The following is a 25608-nucleotide window of genomic DNA, read 5'->3' as shown; positions in this document are numbered from 1 at the left end:
ACTGTGTTTTAATTGATAAGTGTATTAGTAAAATTGATATAAAGAGTATTTATTTAAAGTATTGGTATTTTAATAATTTGTTGTTAGTACGTTTTTTAGACATATGGTTTAACAAAAAGATGATGTCTTAGAAGTTGGATTTTAAAGAAAAGAAACATGATCGATCTAGATAGAGATTTCACAATATTTTATCTATATATCAAAGTCTAATAGAACTGCCTGCTCGCATATTGGAGTAGTATTTAAAAAAATGAGCACTGTTTTGTATAACTTAAAGGTTCAAATGTTTTTTGTGTAACCAAGAAACGGTTAAAAATAAAGAAATATACTATGTTGGGGTTTACCCTCAGCCTTTTTTTTAAGACAATATAGCGGCATTGAATTGTTATTCATCTTCTTCTTTTCATCAATCTATTAAAATTGGATTCTGATCTTATGGCGACCCCTTTAAACGAACGTCGTATTGCAAATGCAATTCGTGTATTGGCAATGGATGCTGTGCAACAGGCAAACTCAGGGCATCCTGGTGCTCCAATGGGGATGGCAGATATTGCTGACGTCGTCTGGCGCGAGTTTTTAAATCACAACCCAACTAATCCACAATGGGCAAACCGCGACCGTTTCGTTTTATCAAACGGTCATGGCTCAATGTTGCAATACGCTTTGCTTCATTTAACAGGTTATGATCTTTCAATTGAAGATTTAAAACAGTTCCGTCAATTACATTCAAAAACTCCTGGTCATCCTGAATATGGTTATGCACCAGGTATCGAAACTACGACTGGTCCTTTAGGTCAAGGTATTGCAAACGCTGTTGGTTTTGCATTGGCAGAAAAGACTTTAGCTGCCCAGTTCAATAAAGATGATTTAAACGTTGTAGATCATTTCACTTACTGTTTCTTGGGTGATGGCTGTTTAATGGAAGGTATTTCTCACGAAGTATGTTCTTTAGCAGGTACTTTACAACTTGGTAAATTGATTGCTTATTATGATGATAATGGCATTTCAATTGATGGTGAAGTAGAAGGCTGGTTCAGCGATGATACAGAAGAGCGTTTTAAAGCCTATGGTTGGCAAGTTCTTCGTGTAGATGGTCATGATGCTGATGCGATTCGTCAAGCAACAATCGAAGCAAAAGCTGAAACTCAAAAACCAACCATTATTATGTGTAAAACCATTATTGGTTTAGGTTCACCAAATAAGCAGGGTAAAGAAGACTGTCATGGTGCGCCATTAGGTAAAGATGAGATTACTTTAACTCGTGAAGCATTAGGCTGGAAAGAAGAAGCATTCGTTATTCCTGCTGATGTATATGCTGCATGGGACGCGAAAGCAAAAGGTACTGAATCTGAAGCAGCTTGGGATGCGGTATTTGCACAGTATCAAGCAAAATATCCAACTGAAGCAGCTGAGTTACTTCGTCGTATTAGCGGTGACTTACCAACTGAATTTGCAGCGCAAGCAGATGCATTCATTCGTGAAACAAATGCGAAAGGCGAGACAATCGCAACACGTAAAGCAAGCCAAAACACATTACAAGCATTTGGTCCTTTATTGCCTGAATTGCTAGGTGGTTCTGCTGACTTGGCGGGTTCTAACTTAACGCTTTGGAAAGGTTGCCAAGGTATTCAAGAGAACCCAGCTGGTAACTACGTATATTATGGCGTACGTGAGTTCGGTATGACTGCAATTGCCAATGGCGTTGCATTACATGGTGGTTTTGTTCCTTACGTTGCAACATTCTTAATGTTTATGGAATATGCTCGTAATGCAGTACGTATGTCTGCATTGATGAAACAACGTGTAATTCATGTTTATACACATGACTCAATTGGTTTGGGTGAAGATGGTCCAACTCACCAACCAATCGAACAAATTGCTTCTTTACGTGGTACACCTAACCTAAATACATGGCGTCCTGCTGATACTGTAGAAACTGCTACTGCATGGAAATCTGCTTTAGAGCGTAAAGATGGCCCTACAGCACTCATTTTCTCTCGTCAAAACTTACCATTCCAAACACGTTCTGAAGAACAAATTCAAAATGTTGCAAAAGGTGGTTATGTTCTTGCTCAAGAAAAAGGCGAATTAAAAGCAATTATTATTGCAACTGGTTCTGAAATTTCTTTAGCAATGGAAGCTTATGCTCAACTTGACGGTGTGCGTGTAGTTTCTATGCCATGTGCAGAAGAATTTATGAAACAAGACGCTGCATATCGTGAAGCTGTATTACCAGCTCATATCCGTGCGCGTGTTGCAGTTGAAGCAGCTCATGTTGACTACTGGTGGAAGTTTGTTGGTCTTGATGGCAAAGTAATTGGTATGACAACTTATGGTGAATCTGCACCAGCAAAAGATTTGTTCCAATTCTTTGGTATTACAACTGAAGCTGTTGTTGCAGCAGTAAAAGAATTAACTGCTTAAATATTGAAGTAGTGTAAAAAAGCGCTCCATAGGGAGCGCTTTTTTTATATCTGAAAGGTTAAATGCTAAGTTCGGTTTGAATATTAATTTGAGAAGTGAGTAACTTATGAATGGGGCAGTTCTCGGCAACTTTTAATAAACGCTTGTGTTGATCTTCACTGAATTCACCTTTGAGCGTGATTTTGCGTTCAATATTATTTTGGCCTTTCTCTGGTTCACCATTTGGGTTTAATACTAAATCAACTTGAACATGATCAAGCTTAATACCTTTAAGATTCGCATACATCTCTAGTGTGATGGTGGTACAAGCGCCTAAAGCAGATAGTAAGATTTGAACTGGGTTTGGAGCAGTATCTAGACCACCTTTGTCTGTAGGCTCATCAGCAAACCATTGGTGACCCGAAGGATCGGTCAGAGTTACTCGATATGGAGTGGAAGTACTTTGTGCTTGAGCAGTATTAGCCATGTTTTACCTTGTTATTGATCAATAAAGTCGAAGTAAAAACGAATTAATTTGAGAGTTCGGAAACGGTATGACAACACCGATATCTTATAATATTGTTTTTAAATAATAACTGTAACGCTTTTATTGTTGCATGGATGAAACATATCGTTTTATAAAGAATAGTGAATTAAATTACTTGATGTATACACTAACGACTATATCAATAAAGGATACGAAAAATGCATCTTAAAACACTAAGCTTTGGTTTGGCAGTAGCATTGGCTAGTTCAGTTACTTTAGCTGCGCCAGTGGACTACAAAATTGATCCTACACATACAGCTACTGTTTTCTCGTGGAATCACTTTGGTTTCTCTACTCCAAGCGCTAATTTCTCGGATATCCAAGGTGTAATTAAAGTTGATAATGCTAAACCAGCAAACTCATCTGTAAATGTGACTATTCCTTTAAGCAGTGTAAATACAAACGTTCCTGCTTTGGATAAAGAGTTCCAAGAAGAAGCTTGGTTTAATGCTGCTAAATATCCAAACATTACGTTTAAAAGTACTAAAGTTGAAACTAAAGACAAAAAGCACTTTAAAATTACTGGTGACTTAACTGTTAAAGGTGTAACTAAGCCTGTTGTACTTGATGCTGTTTTAAACAAGCAAGGCGAACACCCAATGGCAAAAGTTCCAGCGATTGGTTTTAATGCTACAACTTCATTCAAGCGTTCTGACTTTGGTTTAGGTAATTATGTTCCAAACGTTGGTGATAAGATCACTGTAAACATTACGACTGAAGCAAAAGTTGATAAAAAATAAGTTTTAAGTTTTCTAAAAGCCCTCATATTTGAGGGCTTTTTTATTAAATTGGTTCTTTTTTATCTGGATCTATAAACACTAAAGGAACTGAAGGATCAATATTCCTTTTTTCAGATTTTTCTCTAAGAAATTGATAAGTAGGGATCTTCATTTTTGCCTGATCACGCAATTTCTTTTTAATATAAAGAACAAGAGCAAAACATGTCGTTGCAACTGTGAGCATCATCCCATTCATATAGCTCATGATTGAACTTACATAACCAATGGTCGTTAATCGATGCATCATACGTTCAACTTGGGTGCTACTTTCGATTCCGGTAATTGCCCAACTACATAAATGTTCACAGTTATTAATAATTAGATGGTAGTGGTTTTCATGCATACGTGAACGCATCCGGCGCACGACAGCTTTTCCTTTATAGCGTGGCGTGTCATAAGAGCGAACATGTATTTTTTTTCCATGCGAGAATGCATCTATTGAGGTAATTTCAATGGGGCGTTTTTTGATGAAATGCGCTAAGCCTGAATAATGGATAACTCGACCTCTCCCTGCGTATATACCATGATGGCTATAGCCGAGATGCTTTACGATGAGATGAGCCCCTAAAGGGTAGCGCTTATTCGGTTGTTGCATGCTTACGCTGATCCAATAAAGTGTAAATGGCTTTTATTGAAAAGCTGCTAACCATTATAACCAATATAGACATTTTCGAGTGTATTGATTACGTCGAATGGATGAGTTTGGTACATATCCAATTATAATTGTGTTTATTGTATATAATTTAAAGATTTAATATGAAGAAAAAATGTCATGTCTGGTGGTATTAAATGAAATGGTTGATGTGGTGCTTAACTATATATGGGCTTTTGATTCACTCTGTCTATGCGATAGAACACCAGCAAGTTAAAACAGCGGAAGGCGACCAATATGATGTGGTTTCAATTAGCAATTTAAAACAGTTACGGTTGTTTCTTAAGAATTCTAATAATCAGCAGTATTACAAAAGCTTTAACAATGTTCAGGAACATTTAAAGCAATGTGAGCGACTTTCTTTCGCAATGAATGCAGGGATGTTCCATCCGGGATTTTCTCCAGTAGGGCTGTATGTTGAACAAGCTAAGGTGATTCAGCCACTAAATAAAAGTAAAGGGTTGGGAAATTTCTTTTTGCAGCCTAATGGTGTGTTAAGTTGGAATAAAAAGCAGGCCTTTATTTTAACAACGCAGCAATACAGTCGCCGAGATTTCAACGTCGATTATGCGACACAATCTGGCCCGATGTTAGTGATTGATGGAAAGATAAATTCCCTTTTTTTACCAGATTCTCAATCAAATAAAATTCGTAATGGAGTCGGTATTCGAAATAATAAACTCTACTTTGTAATATCGAAGAATAGCGTGAGTTTCTACAAGTTTGCTCAGTTCTTTCAAAGAAATCTTAAGGTAGAGCAGGCTTTATATCTTGATGGTTCTATTTCTAGTTTATATGTTCAAAAAGACAAGCGTAATGATCAACAATTTGAAATGGGACCAATTGTTGGTTGGGTAGATCAGACAGAGTGTAGATTAAAGTGAAATATAAAAAAGCCAGTACAAGACTGGCTTTTTAATTAATGGATAGATGGTTTTTGAGTGAGTTCATTCAACTCTTTTCGGCTATAACCACGGGAAATAAGAACTTTCTTTATTCCTTTAATGACATCTTCATCTGTTGCTAGTGCAAGAGCACTTAGAAGTTGTTCATTTGTTTTACATGAGCAGTCATTTTCAACACAAGCAGTTTGGTTTTTATGCTCGTTATGCTGTTGATCTGCTAAGAACAGCTTTTGCCAAAAACTCATAGAGCCTTCATATACAATCTAACATAGCTCGAAATATAGCCAATTTAAAATAAAATACAAGTCTCTATAAGTGATAAATCCACCAATTGAACTCGAGAATTTTCGATAGGAATGCGTGAGTTAAACGAAATTATGACGGATAGATGACTTGATATTTTTTGAAAATCTAAATAGTTAAATAAAAAAACATTAAAAAATAAGGAGGTATATAACCCCCTTTGATTTTAAATTTACAATGAAAGATTTTGTTTAAATCTTCTCAAGTAATACACCTGACTCAACATGATGGGTATATGGGAACTGATCGAATAATGCAAACTTGGTAATACGATGAGTTAAACCTAATATTTTTAGGTTCTCATACAGTGTATCTGGGTTACATGAAATGTAGATAATCCGTTCAAAACCTTGTAAAAGTTTTAAAGTTTCATCATCAATCCCTGCGCGTGGGGGATCAACAAATACGGTATCAAAGTCATAACTTTGGATATCAATATTCGCTTCTTGTAAGCGGCGGAATTCGCGCTCACCCTGATAGGCTTGAGTAAATTCTTCAGCTGAAAGACGGGCTACTTGAATATTATCAATCTGGTTTTGCTCGATATTCCATTGAGCAGCATAAACGGAAGATTTCGCAAGTTCTGTTGCTAGAACACGTTCAAATTTTAAAGAAAGAGGAAGAGTAAAGTTACCATTACCACAATAAAGTTCTAGTAAGTGTTTTTTCGATCCTTCAGCTGCATCACACGCCCATTGCAGCATTTTTTTGCAAACTTGTGCGTTAGGCTGAGTAAAGCTACTTTCGATTTGTTTGTATTTAAATGAACGATTTAAAAGTTCAAATTCTTCTACGACAAAGTCATCGCCAATAATAATTTTTTGACCACGACTACGACCCATGATCTTAATATCTAACTTCTCAGCAAGCGCTTTAGCTGCTTGTTCCCATTCCTGATCTAATTTACGGTGATAGATTAATGTAACTAACATTTCCCCGCTAAGTGTTGCAAGAAAATCAGCTTCAAATAAACGGCTCGAAAGCTTAGGTTCTGCTTTTAGTTCTTCCAAAAGTTTTGGCATTAAATCATTAATGCTTTGGTCCGCAATGGGGAATTCATCAATGCGTAAAACGGTTTTTTGTTTGTCATCATCGTTACGTTCAAACATGGCATAGAACATGTCATTTTCTGTATGCCAGATACGAAACTCAGCACGCATACGGAAATGTTGTTCAGGTGACTCAAACACTTCTAATGTAGGTGGAGTAAATTCAGAAAATTGGGCAGTAATGCGGTCAATTTTAGTTTGAAGTTGTTGATGATAAGAAGAGGTCATAGACAAAGAAAATTTAGACAGAATCAAATAGTGAATGGTATCAAAAAAAACGGGGTTACAGGAGCCAATTTTAGCTAGATATCAATACCGACACGTAGCTAAACCTTAGGTTGATTTAATACACGGCTAATAAATTCTGATTTTATTGCTCTATATTGATCGTGATCCAAATGACTACACTGTAATTTTAATTGATTATATTCATCGACCAGTGCTGGAGAGGCGATAAGCTTATTTCTAAATGTTAAGAAAAATGTGAACTTCGAACCTGTGACTACAATTTGAAAAGCAACATCATCGTTATTGAGTGATTCAAGCATACAAAGTTCATGTGTTCTCAGCGTGTTTTGTTTTTCTATAAAGTTTAGCTTTTTTAATTGTTCGATTGCGAATTCGAACTGATCAGGCTTAACTTCAATATAAATATCTAAATCACCCTTTGAAATTGCATTCGGTATTGAAGACGAACCAATATGCTCAATTTTGGCAAATGGTAGTAATGTGGAAATATCTTTTTGATATGAATTAAAAAGTTGAGCGCATTTTTGTTGATATTGTTCTAGTTCTAAAAAGATCATTATTAGAATCTCGAATTGATAAAATTTATATATTTAAGAAAAGATTACTTCATTATATAAAAAAGCCCAAATACTAAGATTTGGGCTTTTTTTTAGAAACTTACGTATTAATCAGCCATTGTCATTAAGCTTGCGTTACCACCAGCCGCAGCTGTATTCACACTAATTGCACGTTCAATCACTAAACGTTCAAGTGGAATAGTCTCATTTGGCTCAACATGTGTAATACCCACAATTGCACCAGAACGAGTAGCAACTTCTTGCTGTAATGAGAAGATTTCTTCGCGGTTACCATGATGTAAAACTGCATCAAAATCATCTGAACTGATGTTTTTAATAACACGAATTGCATCTAATACATCTTTTGGCAAAGTTTGTTTATATTTTGCCAATAATGGACTATTAGGCATTACCGCAGCTTGACTACCAACTGCAAAAATTGCGAGCAGCTGATGCAACTGATTTTGTTCTGTGTCAGCGATTGAAAGAACACGGTGACGCGGCAGAATAATATATTGGTTACTTTCTCCGGTAGGACCTTGTAACTCATAAAACTTACCAACGCCAAATTGTTCAATTTCGCGATTTGCTTGCGGTAAATGCTGTTTCGCCCAATTTTGTAAGCTCTGATAAACCTCTCGGTTAAAGCCTTCAAAAGCAGTTTGTTCATTTTTCATGGCAAATGGTGTTGCCAATACTTTATTTGAACAATGTTGCATTAAGCGATACATGTAAAGCGGACCACCAGCTTTTGGACCTGTACCAGATAAACCTTCACCACCAAATGGTTGAACACCAACAACAGCACCAACAATATTTCGGTTGATATAAAGGTTACCAACTTCAGCATGTTGAATCACTGTTTGGATCGTTTGATCAATACGGGTGTGTAAACCCATTGTTAAACCATAACCTTTGGCATTAATTCGCGAGATGAGTTGCTCAAGCTCGCCATACTTATAGGTAATGATGTGTAAAACTGGACCAAAGACTTCACGTTGTAAATCATCAAGGTTAGGTAACTCAATTGCTGTTGGTACAACAAAAGTTCCTTTATCTAATTCATTCTGGCTCGTTGCGCCAAACATTAGCTGATGTACTGGATAGCCTTTAGACTTCATTTTTTGGATGTGCTGATCAATCGTCTGTTTTGCTTCAACATCAATAACAGGACCAATGTCAGTTTTTAAAATGGCAGGGTTACCTACGCTCAACTGTTGCATTGCACCTTTAAGCATTTTAATAACGGTTGCAGCACTGTCTTCTTGCACACATAAAATACGTAAAGCAGAGCAACGTTGACCAGCGCTATCAAAAGCTGAACTTACAACATCAAGTACGACTTGTTCAGTTAATGCAGATGAGTCCACAATCATTGCATTTTGACCACCAGTTTCTGCAATGAGGGGAATTGACTGGCCATTTTCAGATAAACGTTTTGCAACAGTCTTCTGTAAAATTTTTGCAACTTCAGTTGAACCTGTAAACATGATGCCATCGATACGGCTATCTTGGCTGAGTTGAGCTCCAACTGTTTCACCACGACCTGGCAATAACTGCACAGCGCCATGAGGAATACCAGCTTCCCATAAAATTTGCACTGCTTGAGCTGCAATTAATGGAGTCTGTTCGGCAGGTTTAGCAATAACACAGTTACCGCTGACTAATGCAGCCGCGATTTGGCCTGAGAAAATCGCAAGAGGGAAGTTCCATGGGCTAATGCAAAGTACAGTACCTAAAGGCTGAATGATTGTATTAGCTGGAAGGTTCTCAACTTGAGTTGCGTAGTAACGTAAGAAATCTACAGCTTCACGAACTTCAGCAATCGCATTGGCATAGGTTTTACCACTTTCACGGCAAAGCAATACCATTAACTCTTCAATACGGCTTTCCATCAGGTCAGCTGCACGTTTTAAGTATTGAGCACGTTGATCTTTAGGTGTATTAGCCCATTCAGACTGAGTTTGTTCAGCTGCATTAAGTGCAACTTCTACATGCTTTAGATCAGCTTCTTGTACATGCCCAACAATTTCATCATTTTGTGCTGGGTTTGTAATTGCAACAGAATTACCTTGTTCTAAAGAACCGTTATCTGCCAATAATGGATAGCTTTGCCAAATACGACTACGCAGTTGTTGAGCTGTGCTGTCTAAAGCTTCAAGTGGAGCATCATTAGCTAAATCATATCCTTTAGAGTTTTTACGGAGCGAGCCATACATGTCTAAAGGTAACGGAATAGATGGGTGTTTTAAGCCAACTGAACCTTCAAGTTTAGCTGCGTTGCGAATATCGTAAATTGGAGACTGAATCAGATCTTCAACTTTAAGTGTTTTATCGGCAATACGATTAACAAATGAAGTATTTGCACCATTTTCAAGTAAACGGCGAACTAAGTAAGCCAATAAAGTTTCATGGTTACCAACCGGAGCATAAATACGGCATGGTACGCCTAATTTATTTTGCTCACGTGGGCCAACAACTTGTTCATAAAGTGGTTCACCCATACCATGCAAACATTGGAACTCATATTGACCAGCATAATATTTGCTTGGGTCAGCCAAATGATAGATTGTTGCTAACGTTTGAGCATTATGAGTTGCAAATTGCGGATAGATGAACTCTGGTGCTGCAAGTAATTTTTTAGCACAAGCGATATAAGATAAATCCGTATGCACCTTACGAGTGAAGACAGGATAGTCATCCATACCTTCGATTTGTGCTTTCTTGATTTCGCTATCCCAATACGCACCTTTCACAAGACGGATCATGAGGCGCTTTTGGCTGCGTTTAGCAAGATCGATAATATAATCAACTACGAAGAAACAGCGTTTTTGGTATGCTTGAATAACGAAGCCAATACCTTTCCAGTTCGCAAGTTCCGGTTCGAAGCAAAGACGTTCAAGTAATTCAAGAGAAATTTCTAAACGTTCTGATTCTTCTGCATCGATATTTAAACCGATGTTGTACTTTTTAGCTAAAAGAGCGAGTTCGAATACTTTGCCGTAAAGTTCTTGATGAACACGTTCAATTTGCGCGCGTTGATAGCGAGGGTGTAAAGCAGAAAGCTTAATTGAGATACCTGGGCCATCATAAACGCCTTTACCGTTAGACGCTTTACCAATTGCATGGATAGCTTGCGTATAATCATTGAAGTAACGTTCAGCATCATGTTCGGTTAGAGCAGCTTCACCCAACATGTCGTAAGAATAGCGGAAACCTTTGTCTTCAAGTACTTTTGCATGGTCTACAGCTTCTTCAATGGTTTCACCAGTAACAAACTGTTCACCCATCATACGCATTGCAACATCGACTGCTTTACGAATAATGCCACGGCCACTACGTGCTAAAAGGCCAGTAAGTACACTTGAAAGACTAGTTTGCTTTGGTGTTTCCATGAGCTTACCAGTCAGCATAAGGCCCCATGCAGCAGCATTTACAAACATTAAGCTGCTTTGGCCAACGTGTTCTTTCCAGTTGCCTTGATTGATTTTATCTCGAATAAGTAAATCACGTGTTGCTGAGTCTGGAATACGAAGCAAAGCTTCAGCAAGACACATTAAAGCCACGCCTTCTTGTGAAGAAAGGGAGAATTCTTGTAGTAACCCTTGAACAATACCTGCTTTACCCGAAGAGGTTTTACGTTCACGTAAGTTATGGGCAAGATTAAAGGCAAGGTCATAAATTTTATGATCTAAATCATCAGATACCGCGGCAGCTTGTAATAGCTCTTCTACAGCTTCTGGTTCAGCACGACGCCAAGCTGTGTTAATGCGTTGTTCAAACTCACTTTTATCGTTGAATTCGGTGATATAGCCTTGGTGAGATTTATCCATTTGATGAAAAGTATCCATTGTATTCATATCTGTTTCCGCCAACTAGCTCTCGTACTATTTATCTTGAGTAGAGAGGTTTAGATAATTTATCATTACAGAAGAAACACCGAATAACTCACTATATTTATCCCATTTTTTAGAGGAAAATTCAGATGAATGGCCCATTATTAAGCCTTGATCGCACTGATTTAAAAATTTTGGATATTCTTCAAACAGATGGGCGTATTTCGAACAGTAAATTAGCCGAACTTGTGAATTTATCTCCAACTGCTGTGATGGCACGAGTCCAAAAGCTAACGAAGGATGAATTCATCTTGGGATATGAGGCTAAGTTAAACCCTGTTAAGTTAAATGCTAATTTTTTGGTGTTTGTTGAAGTATTACTGGATAAAACGACACCTAATGTTTTAGATGAGTTTATTGATGCTGTGGTGCATTATCCGGAAATTGTTGAGTGCCATATGGTCAGTGGGGGCTTCGATTTTTTAATTAAATTACGAAGTGCCAGTATGGAAGAGTTTAGACGTATTGCAGGGCAAGTGTTATGGCAGTTACCTGGGGTAAAAGAAACCCGTAGTTACCCAGTGATGCAAGTTGTGAAGGATACTTCAAAAATTAAAATCAAAACTAAAAATAAATAAAGGGGCCGAAGCCCCTTAGTTTATTTAGATGGATTATACGCTTTCTTTGTAGAGTTTATCTGCTTGTTCAAAGCGTCCAGTTACTGTCGTATTTGGCGCTTTAGTTAAAAGACTCACAACAACGATGCTGATAAATGCAAGGATAAAGCCAGGAATAATTTCGTAAACACCAGTGTCTGCGAAAAGATTTTTCCAGCCAATAACCACAACTGCACCAACGATCATACCCGCTAAAGCACCTTGTAAATTCATACGTTTCCAGAACAATGACAAGATGATAAGCGGACCAAACGCTGCACCGAAGCCAGCCCATGCATAAGCAACAAGACCAAGAACCTTACTGTCTGGGTTACCTGCAAGAGCAATGGCAAGAACAGCAATGACAAGAACCATTACACGGCCAACCCATACAAGTTCTTTTTGAGATGCATTTTTACGAAAGAAACCTTTGTATAAATCTTCAGTTAAAGCACTTGAACATACCAAAAGTTGACAGCTTAACGTGCTCATAACAGCAGCTAAAATTGCAGCCAAAATGATACCTACAATCCATGGATTGAATAAAATTTTAGTCAATTCCATAAATACAGTTTCAGGGTTTTTGCTCACAACTGCCGCTAATTCAGGGTGTTGCTCAAAATAAGCAATACCGAAGAAACCAGCACCTACAGCACCCATTAAGCATAAAATCATCCATGTCATACCGATACGGCGTGCAGCAGGAATAGATTTTACTGAATCTGCTGCCATGAAACGTACAAGGATGTGTGGTTGACCAAAGTAACCAAGACCCCATGCCATGGAGGATAAAACTGCTACCACACCAAAATCTGAGATGAGATTAAATGCATGCGGACGTGCAGTTTCAATGAGAGTAACAAAATGAGTTGTGTCCCCGATCGCAAGGTAAGTCACGATTGGCGTTAATATCAGGGCAAAAATCATCAATCCAGCTTGGAATGTATCAGTCCAGCTAATTGCTAAGAATCCACCGATACAAACATAACTGATGGTCGCAATAGCACTAAGCCAAATTGCAGTGTTGTATGACATTCCGAATAAATTTTCAAATAAACGGGCGCCCGCCACCATGCCTGAAGCACAGTAAATAGCGAAGAAAACCAAGATGATAACGGCAGAGAAAATACGAAGTACTTTTTTCTGGTCATCAAAACGGCTTGTAAAATAATCTGGCAAAGTTAATGCATTGTTTTGAATTTCAGTATGAACGCGTAATCGACCAGCAACCAGTAGCCAGTTAAGCCAAGCACCGATAATAAGACCAATTGCAATCCACGCTTCAGATAGACCAGAAAGATAAATTGCTCCTGGTAAGCCCATGAGTAGCCAGCCACTCATGTCTGATGCGCCTGCGGATAACGCAGTAACGAAACTGCCTAAACTACGACCACCAAGAATATAATCTGAGAAGTCGCTTGTAGCACGGTAGGCAAATAAGCCAATAAGTACCATTGCTACGATGTACACCATAAACATGATGAGGGTGGGATCAAAATAACTCATGATGGATGTGTGTCCTTATATCCATAATCCGTGATTGTAACCTAATCCAGGTCGCTGTTTTCTTGTACGGCATTCAAGAGGTTGAGATTCAACCACAAAAGAATTTTTTTGCTCTGTTGTTTTTATATTGTATTTTTTGTAGTTTTGTGTAAATAAATATAATTGAAATTATAACTTTAAAAATATATTATTAATCATGTATTTGTGATTTTTTAATATTTTATTTTTTTGAATTATCTTGAGAAAAATAAGTTTTTAAAAAAAATAACTCTATATTTGGTTACAAAGTGAATGGAGAATAAAATTTTATTGCGCGAAATTAGAACAAAGTTAGAAAATTTTGTCCCAAAAATAATAATTTTTATTCAAATTAAATTTATTTAGTACTTAAAAATAGAAGTCAATTGGTTAAATTCTTAAAAAGTTCATGCATTCCTTGAGTAGCTGACATCTTTAACAATTCATATTGTTGGGGAACACGTCCATGATCTGCTTTGGGATCTATATAGTAAGCTTTACATTGAGCTGTAATTTCATGCACTAAACCTGCAACAGGATATACGCTTAATGTCGACCCGATTACAATAAAAATGTCTGCACTTTGCACGACTCTAATTGCTTCTTCATAAGCAGGTACAGCTTCACCAAACCAAACAACATGTGGACGAAGAGGATATCCATCTGGGCAAAGGTCGTGTTCTAAATCTAATTTCCAACCGTTAATGTCATAAAACTGAGTTGTGAATTGTGCCTTTGGTCCCGAGCTTTTTGCTAACCGAATGTTTCCATGCAAATGTAAAACGTTGGAACTTCCTGCGCGTTCATGCAAATCATCAATATTTTGAGTAATAACTTGTACTTCAAAATAGTCTTGTAGTTTGGAAATATATTGATGAGCTTGATTAGGTTGAGATTCTAAAATATTTTTGCGTCTTTCATTATAAAAGCGTTGAACTAAAGCAGGGTTCTTTTGCCATGCTTCAGGTGTGGCAACTTGCTGAATGTCATAATTTTCCCATAGACCATTACTGTCACGAAAAGTGCTAATTCCACTTTCGGCACTCATACCCGCGCCAGAGAATACAACAAGTTTTGTCATATAAGTCACCGAATCAGATAACTGATTTTAAATTAACTGCATAAACAAAGAAAAAAACCAGTCTAAATCTAAACTGGTTTTTATTAAATCTTGAAAACTATACCTATCTTATAGGCCAGCTTCATATTCTGCATTTGTTAAAAGTTTTTCAACATCTGCAATATTGTCTGGTTTGATTTTATAAATCCAGCCTTTGCCGTATGGATCATCATTTACAAAATCAGGATCATCTTCAAGGTCAGTATTTACTTCTACTACAGTGCCTGAAACAGGAGCATGGATGTCCGAAGCAGTTTTCACTGATTCAACAACTCCAGCTTGTTCGCCAGCTGTAACTTGACTACCAACTTCAGGAGTTTCGACATACACCAAATCGCCAAGCTCATCTTGTGCGTGGTCAGTAATCCCTGTGATAACAAGATCACCTTCAATTTTTACCCACTCATGTGTACGTGCATACTTCAGTTCCGAAGGGTGATTCATGGTAACTCCTTAAGCTTGTGTCCAATAGTTTTAAACATTATAAGTATGGGTCTTTACGCCAGTTGCTTGGGCTGCGGCCACTCCAGCGTTTAAAAGCACGGCTAAAATTTGCAACGTCCGAATAGCCAAGTTCATCTGCAATCTGTTCAAGACTATAATCTGTACGCGAAAGCAAAGATGTTGCATGTCGATAGCGTACTTCATCAACTAATGTAGAAAAGGAAGTTCCTTCTGCTGCCAATTGACGTTTAAGTGTGCGGTCCGACATATGTAAGCATTCTGCTACATTTTCTATGCTTAAGTAATGTTGTTCAGAATTACTTAAAATATCACGAACTCGCATTGCTAAACGTCGGCGTTCACCCAAAGCAGAAAGTTCAGCTTCACATTGGTTAATAGCAACTTGACTTGCAATAGGGTCGGCGTTGACTAATTTAAGTCCTAAATACTTTTTATCAAAACTTGAAATTAAATGTGGTTGGTTAAAGCGAATTGTGCTGCTTAGTTTATTTTTATATTTGTCAAAACCTTCTGGCTCTGGAAAATCTAAGTCTACATCCCCAGCTAAATCTTCAATGCCAGTCATAGCTTTCGCCATGCTCATGATACCAATGGTAAGACCTAAAACGATTTCTGTACGTAAAGGCTCAAGTTCAATATCACACTGTAATTGTAAGGTCGCCTTGGGTCCAAAAGTTGAGAAATATAATTGTAAAAAGGGCAGGCGTAGCTGAATAAAGCGTGCTGCGAGTGCAATTGCTTCTGTAATATCTTTGGCTGTCATAATTGCATAGCCAATGAAACCATGAATTGAAATACGCATTTGAGTACCAAGATGGTAACCCAAAGTAGTTTCACCAGTTAGTTTAAGAGCGTGTTTAACCAGTTCATTTGCTACTGGTGTAGAAATACGATAGTCAGGGTCAGCCAGTTGCTCGCTTGTAAGATGAAATGGAGCAAATAATGTTTCATCGTTGTATCCCCAACGTGAAACGACATCTAATAGCAATAAGCCATAGACACCCGGAATACCCTGATCTTGACGAGCTGAGGTAATTTTCATATGCGTTCCATTGCTCTCATCAATTTTTCATATGCATTTCTTACACATCTTGTCATGAAATATAATCTGAGTTTATAAAAACTGTTAGACAATCATATCAACCATTTTTAAACATTCTTTTTAAAGACAACAATTTTTGTTGTTGAAATAAGTAAAACATCCCCATGTTGATTTAAGGCTTGTGTAACGTAACTTACAATACCACGATCTAATTTTGTTTTGGATGGGGTGATAGCTGAAATTTCAGTTTCAACATGAATTCTATCACCCGGTCGAGTGGGGCGTGGCCACCGCAAACTAGATTCTGAACCTATCAAGCCTCCATGAATAGGCATGCATTCTGTCCATAAACGCATAGTGATGGCAGAAGTGTGCCACCCACTGGCAGCAATCCCTTGAAAAATAGGATCATGCTTAGCTTGCTCTTCATCTATGTGAAATGGTTGAGGGTCATAGGAATTTGCAAATTTTTTGATTTCATCTAAGGTGATTTCATATTCACGACTAATAAAACGATCACCAATTTTCAAATCTTCTAAATAAAGCATTAATCTTGACCCTGTAAAACTTTTTGTTCAATTAGGAAGCCGCCTGTTTGACGTTTCCATAATTGTGCATATATTCCATTTTGCGCAATTAACTCTTCATGTGTTCCTTGCTCAGCAATTTGGCCTTCATCAAGAACAATTAAACGATCCATTTGTGCAATAGTAGATAATCGGTGTGCAATTGCAATAACAGTTTTATCAACCATAAGGTCATTTAAACTTGACTGGATAGCTGCTTCAACTTCTGAATCTAATGCACTAGTGGCTTCATCTAAAATGAGAATAGGGGCATCTTTTAAAAATACACGTGCAATAGCAATACGTTGTCTTTGACCACCAGAAAGTTTTACACCACGTTCACCTACTTGAGCGTCATATCCATTACGACCCTTTAAATCTACCAATTGAGGTATAAATTCGGCGGCTTTTGCTTTCTTTACAGCATTTTTCATATCGGCATCAGATGCATCTGGACGTCCATACTTAATATTTTCAGCGACTGAGCGATGTAATAAAGACGTATCTTGTGTTACTAAGGCAATATTCGCTCTTAGACTATCTTGAGTCACATCTTCAATATTTTGCCCATCAATTAAAATTGCACCTTGCTTAAGATGATAAAAATGTAAAAGCAACTGAATAAGCGTAGATTTGCCTGCTCCAGAACGTCCAACAATTCCTATCTTTTCACCAGCTTTAATTTTTAAGTTGAAGTGATTAATCACATTTTTATTGTTATAAGCAAAGCTTACATCTTTAAATACAATCTCACCTTGGCTTACTTCAAGTGTTTTTGCATCAGGTTTGTCTTGAATATTAATTTTTTTACCTAATGTTTGCATCCCATCTTGAATGGTTCCAACATTTTCAAATAATGCGGACATATGCCACATCATAAACTCAGCCATACTATTAAGTTTTAAAATCATGGCAGTAGTCGCTGCAATTACACCTAATGCTGCTAAACCTTGAGTCCATAGCCAAACTGAAGTACCAATAACACCAATAAATAAGACGGCTGATAGCATGTTGATACTTATTTCAAAAAGAGTGCCTAAACGCATCTGAGCATAGACGGTTGTCATAAACTCTTTCATTGATGCTTTTGCATATTGGCTCTCACGTCCCGCATGCGCAAACAATTTAACAGTTTGAATGTTGGTGTAAGCGTCGGTAACGCGACCAGTCATAATTGATCTAGCGTCGGCTTGCTGCTGAGATACTTTACTTAAACGCGGAATAAAGAACCATGCACTTAATAAGAATAAGGTTAACCAAACTAAAAGTGGTATTAGCAAAATTGTTGAAATTGAACCAAGAACAATACTAACGGTAATAAAGTAAATAGCGACGTAAGCCAACATATCGCCCAAAATAATCCAGAATTCACGGATTGCCAGAGCCGTTTGCATAACTTTTGCAGAAAGTCGACCAGCAAAGTCGTTATGGAAAAAATCTAAGCTTTGTTTCAATAAAAGATTATGAAAACGCCAACGCAAACGCATTGGAAAAGTACTATATAAAATCTGATGTTTTACAATAGATTGAATATTTACAAAAAAGATATTGGTAAATAAAACACCAATTAAAAGTAGTAAATCAGTCGTGTGCTGACTTAAAAAACTTTCAGGATGACTATTACTTAACCAGTCTACGAGTTGTCCAATCTTTGAAAAAAGTAAGGCTTCAAAGCTTGCCGCACCTGCTGTAAAAAGAATAAGTAAGAATAAGTATGGTCGTAAGCCTTCCGTTGCTTGCCAGACAAATGGAAAAAAACGAGTCGGTAAAGGTTCATCCAGACCTTTTGTTGGGTAGGGATCTACAAGTTTTTCAAACCACTTCAGCATGAATTACTACCTTTAAGACAAAAGCCACTTCATTAAGTCTTTGCAATTAAATTTACAAAAAAGTCAGTTAGATCAATATCACTTCGGTTTTCGATCTTTTGAATATGCACAAATACACATGAACTGATTATGTTGTACGTCATTCATTCGTACATGACGTAAATTTGGATGCTTGAAGAAATCTTCAAGATTGTCGCGAAGACTTAAAAAATTATGATTTATTATATCGGGATTAATAGATAAAGTGGTGAAGGAATTTATTCTTTAAGTATTTTTTCTTAATATTTTGAACAATTGTTAAATTAATACTTTTTAAACCCATTCGAAAAAGGCCTTTATATTTGCATCATAAAGGCCCTTGTATGTCTTACCACATTAAATCATCAGGAATAACATAAGCTGCATATGGATCTTCTTCATCTGTAGTCTGTTCATTGGACTCAGCATTGTTCAATAAAATAAAACCTTTCATCTTCTGATCAATTTTTTCAGCTAATGCTTTAGGTAAGTAAGCATATTGATTTTGATCTTTAGCAATGACTAGACTGCCTGAAACAAGGGCATTATATACTTGCTGAGAAATATATACCTTCTTGATCTTACTCTCATCAATAAATTGATAAACACTATCACCATCAGTATTTGAAATTTTATGATGTTTAATCATTTGTATGATTGATGCTTTGAGGGCTTTTTCCTCAAGTTGTTGTTGTTTTTCTAAGTTTAAAGCCTGATCTTTAGCTAACTTTTCTTGTTGAGCTTTTTCAATATTTGCTTTGATTTCGGCCTCATTACTTTGACCGATACGTTGTTCGTGATGAGCTTGTTTTGTTAATTTTTTTGCTTTTTTATTATCCACTAACCCAGCTTTTAGTAGCTGTGCTTGTAAGGCATTTTTAACCATGACTTAATCCTTATGTGAAGTTGAAGGGCTATAGAAGTAAACGACCCAGTAAGAAATACTTAAGACTAAGCTTAAAGTTGCTGGCAATAAAAATGCTTGTAACTTTAATTGCGGATGTACCAGCGCGGCGAGAATTCCACCCAGCAGAAAACCTGCAAAAATTAGTAAGTGTAAAACTATACGTCGGTTTTCTACAGGTAAGCCTCTAGCTTTATATCCAAGTGCTAAACCAATATCTGTTAAAACGCCAGATAGATGGGTAGTTCGAATAATGGTTCCTTTATAATGGCTAACCATTGCATTTTGTAGGCCCATCGCTGTACAAGCCCATAATAATCCATAGCGTGGAAAATAAGGAAGTAATAGCCAACAAAGAAAAATGAATAAAGCAACAAGACTCAAAGGTAAGCCATAGCGTCGACCTAGACGAAAATGGCTGCTGCCTAAAATAAAACCACTATAAAATGAACCACAAACATAACAAATGATCACAAGAAGCAAGAAAATGATATGTTCTTGTTGCCACTCTACCAAACTCATAGCTAGCATACTAACGTTGCCAGTCATATGTGAAATAGATTGATGCAAAAGGGTAATTAGCCCTAATACATTAATCATTCCAGCATTGAATGCCAGTAAAAAGGCCCCAAGTTGGAACCAGTTTGGTAGACGCTGAAGTGGCATTTTGTTTAGGAAGTTTGTTTAGAACGAATATCTACAGCTGCGGTAAATAAAACGTCCGTAGAAGAGTTAAGAGCTGTTTCTGTAGAGTCTTGCAATACACTGATAATCATACCAATAGCCACTACTTGCATAGCAATTTCAGTTGAAATGCCAAATAAACTACAAGCTACTGGAATTAGAAGTAAAGAACCACCAGCTACACCAGAAGCACCACAAGCTGAAATTGTAGCAACAACTGATAAGATGAGCATTGTTGCAAAATCAACATGAATTCCAAGCGTATGTACAGTTGCTAGTGTGAGTACAGTAATTGTCACTGCTGCACCAGCCATATTTACTGTCGCACCTAATGGAATAGAGACGCTTGCTGTTGATGGATTAACGCCTAAGCGCTCTGCTAAATCTAAGTTAACTGGAATGTTGGCTGCTGAGCTTCGTGTAAAGAAAGCAGTAATCCCACTTTCTTTAAGGCATTTAAACACGAGAGGGTATGGGTTCCCACGTATAGTAAGCGCAACAAGAATTGGATTGATAACTAAAGCAACAAAGAACATCGTACCTAACAGTACTACTAATAATTGCGCATAACTTTCAAGTGTTGCGAGACCTGCATCTGCAAAAGTTACTGCAACCAATCCGAAAATACCGACAGGTGCAAAAGCAATTACTTTATGAATAATAGCACTAACAGCATGTGCAACATCCTGCATGACTTCTTTTGTGGTGTCTGAGCTATGGCGCATCGCTAAACCAAGGCCAATTGCCCAAGCTAAAATACCGATAAAGTTTGCTTCACTAATGGCTTGAACAGGGTTAGCAATAAAGCTTAAAAGCAAGTTTTTCAGAATGTCAGCTAAACTGCCTGGTGCTTGCAAATCATTGTGTGAAACAGTGTTGAGGAACAAAGTACTAGGAAAAGAAAGACTAACAATCACAGCTGTGAAAGCAGCAAGCAACATACCTACTACATATAAAATCATGATTGGACGTAAATTCGCACTATGGCCCACCTGAAAGTTGGCAATAGAAGAAAGTACTAATACAAAGACTAAAATAGGGGCAACAGACTTTAATGCTTTAATAAAAAGCTCACCAAATAAACTTAAATATGGCGTAATGTCTGGAAATAGTAATGCAACGCCAATACCTAAAATAATGGCGATAATAATCTTGGCTACCAAGCTTAATCGAGAAAGGAATTCAAGCATATAAAGACCTTATTAACCTATTCATGGCTAAAGGTTGAACAAGCGGAGTATTTTATACTTAAGTTATGGGAATCTTAAGCTTTTTTATGCTAACTAGAGATTTTTATAGTGGATGGTAATATTAAGTCATTGTTTTATTTTTGGTTAATTTTAAATTTTAATTTTTTTTATTGGAGGCTTTGCTTGTTAATTGTTCGTCAAGTAAATGAATTATATCAAAAGGGGTGAAAGTGCCGAATGAACTCAGGAGAAATAAATTGATAACAGATTAAATGGTATCGGTGAGGCTTTGGAAAAGCTACGCGAATTTTCAAAACTTTGTGCTTCGACTAGGCTCTAAGCTTTCAAGCTGAAAAATCGCATATTTCAGGAAATTACTACTATTATTATAAAATTATAATTTAAAAATATTATTTACTTGCACAGTACAGCTGATGAAGCGTATTTAAAATTGAATGCATATTGTCATCCTTAATAGAATAAAAAATTTGCTTGCCATCACGACGAGTTGATACAACATCACTTTTACGTAACATCATAAGCTGTTGTGAAAGAGTGGGCTGTGTAATTTGGGTCTTCTCTTCAATCTGTGAAACATTTAGCTCCTCGTAAGCTAAGTGACATAAAATTAATAAACGATCTGTATTAGCCAAAGATTTTAGAATTCCCACGACTGAATCAGCCGCATTTTTCATTTCTTCAATTTGGAGTCCATCTTTCATACTTTATACCTATATCAATATAGCGGGCATAGTATAGATTGATCTTGCTGAAATGAATGTAGCAAAACTAATCAATCCAATTGTTTTTGTTGAAAAGCAATATAAGGGGAACTGATAAATAAGTAGTATTTTTAATTAAAAACAGTTGTTTGTATTTCTTTTGTGTTTAAAATGTTGCATTGTGTTATAAGTTTGATTGTTAAGTATAAGTGAATTGAAGCCAGCATGAAATAAGCCTTATTTCATTCCGATAAATAGTTAAATCTAATTTATCTTTGAATGAAACAAAAAAAATGATTGAGTTTTTATTTTTTAAATATATAATCTGTTTTGTACAGACAGGTCTGTATATTTTGGTTTAGTAAGGTCGAAAAAAACGTCTAATTTTGAACCAAAATGACTTTCAGACGCAGCGTGATAGATAAGAAGAATATTAATATAAGAAGAAGAATGTCACGCTTTATTTTTAAGCAGCTCTTTCGAAGTCGATTAATTTTTCAACTCGATTCCAATAATCATAAATTTTTATTGAACCATGCTCGACCTGAGCTTGAATGGTCATACCTTCCAATATATTAACGAGTAGTAAAGATAAAGGACCTGGTTCTTTTACATCATATTGGTTGAGAAGGTTTTGCATGAGTTGAGTCAACCAAGCTTTATACAAAGTGGCAGGTTGATGCGTTGACGGATATTGTTTTAAAACCTCTTCCAAAGCTTTTTGAAACATACAGCCATTAAAGTCTTCACTATTAAACCAGTCGGAATACCATAAAAATACTGCTTTAATTCTCGCAAGAGGGTCTAACTCATCATGTTTTGATAAGGCCGAGGTAAGAGAGTTCTGTAAAAGCGTGTTTCGTAGAAGTAGACATTCTTCAATTAATTTTTCTTTTGATGGAAAATGCTTGTAGAAAGTCATTTTTGCAACGCCAGATTCATTAATGATGCGATCCACACCTATAGAATTGTAGCTATACGAGTTAAAAAGTCTTAATGCGGTGTTAATAATGTCATCTTTCTTCGACATATTTTTAGCCTCTCACAAATGAATTGCTATTAGCTTGTGAACTGTGATCTGTATTAATGAAAATCTGGATCTTTAATTTTACAAGGTATTGTTTGTTATTGATAGAAAAAAGATATTATTTTTTTAAACTGTAACGTTTAAATTTTAAGGCAAAAGTAAGTAAGAAATATGTCGTTTTTTTAATCATGAAGCTTTTCTATTTTTTAATTCTCATTTCAAGATTTCTTTAAAGTTTAATAATCTTAACCACATACTATTTAAGATTTTTTTAGATAAATTTAACGAATAATAATTGAATGTATTTTTGAGTTTGCTTGCTAATTTAAAAAGTAGGTTTTCCACTTTCATGAAAAAACCTACTTTTATTAAAACATTTACTCTGCAGGGGGTAAAAGCATCAGAATAGATTCATTTAATAAGTGAGCAACGTTTTCTAGTGTTTCGTCATCATTAAATTGGCTATCAAATTGCAGGCTCTCTCCATTGGCAATCGCTTTTAATTTTTGCTCAAAGGGTTCAGCTATAAATAGAACTTCACCATTTCCCCAAAAGTTTATGGTTCCGTTTTGTTCTGTATAAAGTAGTCGAGAGGCTGGCTCTAAAAGAACTTCGTATCCTTCGTGTAAAATTTCTTTCAAGTCATCGGCTTCGATTTCATCAGCTTCTGGAATATTATCTGGATATTTAGGTTCACTCATATAATACATGATCGCGGCATCAAGTGTTGATGAATCTTTTAATTGAGCTAAAACTAAGTCTTTTAAGTGGCTCAGTTCAGTTGCATTAATTTCACCAATTTGCCCCATCTGTTTGCGTGCAATGTCTACAACAGGATTTTGCAATAAAGTATTAGCTGAAAATTGATCACTAATACGTTCCATCATTCCTGCAACGTTTGGCATGCGAAAGCCAAATGAGAAAGTTAAGCAATCATCTTCGGCAACGCCATAATGTGCCATTCCAGGCGGAACATACAGTAAATCACCTGGTGCTAGAACTTCATCAAATTGTACGTCTATTTCTGGTAAAAGTTTTAATGGTTGATTAGGTACAAATGCAGTATTTACATCGCACATTTGTCCTAATTGCCAGCGTCTGTGTCCGTGACCTTGAACTAAAAACACATCATAAAAATCAAAATGTTTTCCAACTGAACCGCCTTTAGGTGCATAAGACACCATAATATCGTCGCGACGCCATTGTGGAATAAAAGGAAATTTTTTCCAAAGCTCAGAAAGGTCAAAAGAGTAGTGGTCTACCGCCTGTACTAAAAGCGTCCATAATTTTGGTAGCTTTTGAAAGTCACCTTTAGTTAGAGGTGAAGACTTGACATGCCATTCATTTGGATTTCTATCTTTTTGGCGAATGAGTCGGGCACTCGCATGTTCTTCCAAAGCAAGTTCTTGCACATCTTGCGGTTCTAAAAGACCTACAATCTCTGGCAATCCGTTACGTACCAGCAAAGGTTTTTTCTGCCAATATTCTGCTAAAAATTGTTCGGCAGTAATGCCGCCTAAAACTGCTAAAGGTTCTGTCATGGAAATAACCTATTTATAAAAATATCTAAAATTAAGGAATCTGTAGACCAAGCTGCCTTAAAATATAGCAAAGTTGAATCATGGGTAAACCCATAAGAGTCGTCTGGTCTTGGCCTGTCATTTTTTCGAACAAACTAATTCCTAAACTTTCACACTTAAAGCTACCAGCACAATGGAGTGGTTGATCTAATGCAATATATCGTTCAATTTCAGCTTGATTCAAGGTTCGGAATTTAACTTGATAATGTTCAACAAGCGTTTGTTCAAAATTCCTGTCAAGCCATTGCACACTGAGTGCGGTACTAAAGTAGACAGTTCGACCTGAGTTTTCTGCTAACTGTAATTTGGCATTTTCAACGGTCATCGGTTTACCAATAAAGTCATTGGGAGCATGTTCTCGCCATGCGACTTGATCGGAACCAATAATAATTGCATGTGGGTTTTTTGCAGCAATTACTTGAGCTTTTGTGAAAGCCAACCTTTTTGCAAGTTCATCCGCATGGATCTCATCCCGAGGGCTCTCATCAATATCTGGACTAACACAGATATAGTTAATCCCTAAGCGATCCATTAAGGCTTTGCGTGTTTGACTGCTTGATGCCAAAATAATTTGTGGCTGTACCATTACACTGCAAATTCCATTAAAACATCTAAAGGCACATAGCTTAATACAGCTTGATGACATGCATGTATTTTGATGGGAGGAGCTTGACCTGCTTGATAAGCTTCTACCCAACGAGTTACACAGATACACCAGAAATCACCGGGCTTTAGGCCTGGGAAATCTACTTCTGGTAAAGGGGTAATAAGATCATTCCCAATTTTTTGTGAAAAATTTAAGAAATCAGAGGTCATTTGCGCACATACAGTATGCTGACCAAGGTCTGTGACTGCTGTGTGGCAAAAGCCATTTCTAAAATAGCCAGTAATAGGGTCGAAACAACAACTTGCTAAAGGTTCCCCTAAAACATTTAAACGATTGATTTGTGGATCTGGATGAATAGACATAATGGATGAAATATCAAATGACTATCTCTATC

The 25608-nt window shown here is 36.7% G+C and carries 24 protein-coding genes; 4 read left to right on the top strand and 20 right to left on the bottom strand.

Annotated elements, in window-relative coordinates; all coding sequences use genetic code 11:
- The first annotated feature begins 435 nt into the window (after positions 1-435).
- Positions 436-2424 (top strand): transketolase, encoded by a 1989-nt coding sequence (gene tkt / locus HL290_RS06390; protein ID WP_198495948.1) that lies wholly within the window; start codon positions 436-438, stop codon positions 2422-2424.
- A gap of 58 nt (positions 2425-2482) precedes the next feature.
- Here tkt and HL290_RS06385 read toward each other — a convergent pair whose 3' ends face one another.
- Positions 2483-2890 (bottom strand): OsmC family protein, encoded by a 408-nt coding sequence (locus HL290_RS06385; protein ID WP_045432773.1) that lies wholly within the window; start codon positions 2888-2890, stop codon positions 2483-2485.
- 218 nt (positions 2891-3108) lie between these two features.
- Between HL290_RS06385 and HL290_RS06380 the strand changes: the two genes are divergently transcribed.
- Complete coding sequence (locus HL290_RS06380; protein WP_005041161.1) at positions 3109-3690, top strand: YceI family protein; 582 nt, start codon at positions 3109-3111, stop codon at positions 3688-3690.
- Positions 3691-3733: 43 nt separating this feature from the next.
- On the opposite strand, the gene HL290_RS06375 is transcribed toward HL290_RS06380, so the two are convergent.
- A complete protein-coding gene (locus HL290_RS06375; protein WP_198495947.1) occupies positions 3734-4324 on the bottom strand; it encodes a lecithin retinol acyltransferase family protein in 591 nt (196 codons plus the stop codon).
- 194 nt (positions 4325-4518) lie between these two features.
- On the opposite strand from HL290_RS06375, the gene HL290_RS06370 reads away from it, so the two are divergent.
- Positions 4519-5265 (top strand): phosphodiester glycosidase family protein, encoded by a 747-nt coding sequence (locus HL290_RS06370; RefSeq protein WP_198495946.1) that lies wholly within the window; start codon positions 4519-4521, stop codon positions 5263-5265.
- Between the two features lie 35 nt (positions 5266-5300).
- Here HL290_RS06370 and HL290_RS06365 read toward each other — a convergent pair whose 3' ends face one another.
- From HL290_RS06365 to putA, 4 genes are all read right to left on the bottom strand, one after another.
- Entirely contained in the window at positions 5301-5531 is a 231-nt protein-coding gene (locus HL290_RS06365) for a hypothetical protein (protein ID WP_003651412.1), read from the bottom strand.
- Positions 5532-5780: 249 nt separating this feature from the next.
- Entirely contained in the window at positions 5781-6866 is a 1086-nt protein-coding gene (gene trmA / locus HL290_RS06360) for a tRNA (uridine(54)-C5)-methyltransferase TrmA (protein WP_003651414.1), read from the bottom strand.
- A 98-nt stretch (positions 6867-6964) separates the two neighbouring features.
- Complete coding sequence (locus HL290_RS06355; protein ID WP_198495945.1) at positions 6965-7444, bottom strand: GrpB family protein; 480 nt, start codon at positions 7442-7444, stop codon at positions 6965-6967.
- A 107-nt stretch (positions 7445-7551) separates the two neighbouring features.
- On the bottom strand, positions 7552-11304 hold the full coding sequence (putA, locus tag HL290_RS06350) for a trifunctional transcriptional regulator/proline dehydrogenase/L-glutamate gamma-semialdehyde dehydrogenase (RefSeq protein WP_198495944.1): 3753 nt from the start codon (positions 11302-11304) through the stop codon (positions 7552-7554).
- A 125-nt stretch (positions 11305-11429) separates the two neighbouring features.
- Between putA and HL290_RS06345 the strand changes: the two genes are divergently transcribed.
- On the top strand, positions 11430-11918 hold the full coding sequence (locus tag HL290_RS06345) for an Lrp/AsnC ligand binding domain-containing protein (protein ID WP_003651419.1): 489 nt from the start codon (positions 11430-11432) through the stop codon (positions 11916-11918).
- A 33-nt stretch (positions 11919-11951) separates the two neighbouring features.
- Here HL290_RS06345 and putP read toward each other — a convergent pair whose 3' ends face one another.
- The 14 genes from putP to HL290_RS06275 form a co-directional block, all read right to left on the bottom strand.
- Positions 11952-13442, bottom strand: a complete 1491-nt coding sequence (putP, locus tag HL290_RS06340) for a sodium/proline symporter PutP (RefSeq protein WP_045432757.1) — start codon at positions 13440-13442, stop codon at positions 11952-11954.
- A gap of 400 nt (positions 13443-13842) precedes the next feature.
- Positions 13843-14550, bottom strand: a complete 708-nt coding sequence (locus tag HL290_RS06335; RefSeq protein WP_198495943.1) for an SIR2 family NAD-dependent protein deacylase — start codon at positions 14548-14550, stop codon at positions 13843-13845.
- A gap of 99 nt (positions 14551-14649) precedes the next feature.
- Positions 14650-15024: a glycine cleavage system protein GcvH gene (gcvH, locus tag HL290_RS06330; RefSeq protein ID WP_003651425.1), complete on the bottom strand. Its 375-nt coding sequence runs from the start codon at positions 15022-15024 to the stop codon at positions 14650-14652.
- 37 nt (positions 15025-15061) lie between these two features.
- Positions 15062-16087, bottom strand: a complete 1026-nt coding sequence (locus HL290_RS06325) for an AraC family transcriptional regulator (protein ID WP_004642603.1) — start codon at positions 16085-16087, stop codon at positions 15062-15064.
- Between the two features lie 107 nt (positions 16088-16194).
- The gene (locus HL290_RS06320) at positions 16195-16635 is read right to left on the bottom strand and encodes a MaoC family dehydratase (protein WP_003651428.1); all 441 of its coding nucleotides are present in this window, start codon (positions 16633-16635) and stop codon (positions 16195-16197) included.
- Positions 16635-18482, bottom strand: a complete 1848-nt coding sequence (locus HL290_RS06315) for an ABC transporter ATP-binding protein (RefSeq protein ID WP_045432750.1) — start codon at positions 18480-18482, stop codon at positions 16635-16637. Before HL290_RS06315 ends, HL290_RS06320 begins: the two co-directional genes overlap by 1 nt.
- Before the next feature lie 367 nt (positions 18483-18849).
- Complete coding sequence (locus HL290_RS06310) at positions 18850-19386, bottom strand: DUF2058 domain-containing protein (protein ID WP_003651432.1); 537 nt, start codon at positions 19384-19386, stop codon at positions 18850-18852.
- Between the two features lie 3 nt (positions 19387-19389).
- Positions 19390-20070: a YoaK family protein gene (locus HL290_RS06305; RefSeq protein ID WP_198495942.1), complete on the bottom strand. Its 681-nt coding sequence runs from the start codon at positions 20068-20070 to the stop codon at positions 19390-19392.
- Between the two features lie 5 nt (positions 20071-20075).
- A complete protein-coding gene (sstT, locus tag HL290_RS06300) occupies positions 20076-21278 on the bottom strand; it encodes a serine/threonine transporter SstT (RefSeq protein ID WP_198495941.1) in 1203 nt (400 codons plus the stop codon).
- 410 nt (positions 21279-21688) lie between these two features.
- On the bottom strand, positions 21689-22000 hold the full coding sequence (locus HL290_RS06295) for an ArsR/SmtB family transcription factor (RefSeq protein ID WP_002121379.1): 312 nt from the start codon (positions 21998-22000) through the stop codon (positions 21689-21691).
- A 466-nt stretch (positions 22001-22466) separates the two neighbouring features.
- Positions 22467-23030 (bottom strand): TetR/AcrR family transcriptional regulator, encoded by a 564-nt coding sequence (locus tag HL290_RS06290; protein WP_003651435.1) that lies wholly within the window; start codon positions 23028-23030, stop codon positions 22467-22469.
- Positions 23031-23404: 374 nt separating this feature from the next.
- Positions 23405-24568, bottom strand: a complete 1164-nt coding sequence (locus HL290_RS06285) for a cupin domain-containing protein (RefSeq protein WP_198495940.1) — start codon at positions 24566-24568, stop codon at positions 23405-23407.
- A 31-nt stretch (positions 24569-24599) separates the two neighbouring features.
- On the bottom strand, positions 24600-25193 hold the full coding sequence (locus tag HL290_RS06280) for a Maf family protein (protein WP_198495939.1): 594 nt from the start codon (positions 25191-25193) through the stop codon (positions 24600-24602).
- Positions 25193-25576 carry a DUF2237 family protein gene (locus HL290_RS06275; RefSeq protein ID WP_003651438.1) on the bottom strand — a complete coding sequence of 128 codons (384 nt, stop codon included), beginning with the start codon at positions 25574-25576 and terminating at the stop codon, positions 25193-25195. The genes HL290_RS06280 and HL290_RS06275 overlap by 1 nt, the downstream gene beginning before the upstream one ends.
- Positions 25577-25608 lie beyond the last annotated feature (32 nt).

Origin of the sequence: Acinetobacter sp. AC1-2, from assembly GCF_016124155.1 — a bacterium.
Taxonomy (GTDB): domain Bacteria; phylum Pseudomonadota; class Gammaproteobacteria; order Pseudomonadales; family Moraxellaceae; genus Acinetobacter; species Acinetobacter calcoaceticus.
This window is presented reverse-complemented; position numbering and strand designations above follow the sequence as displayed.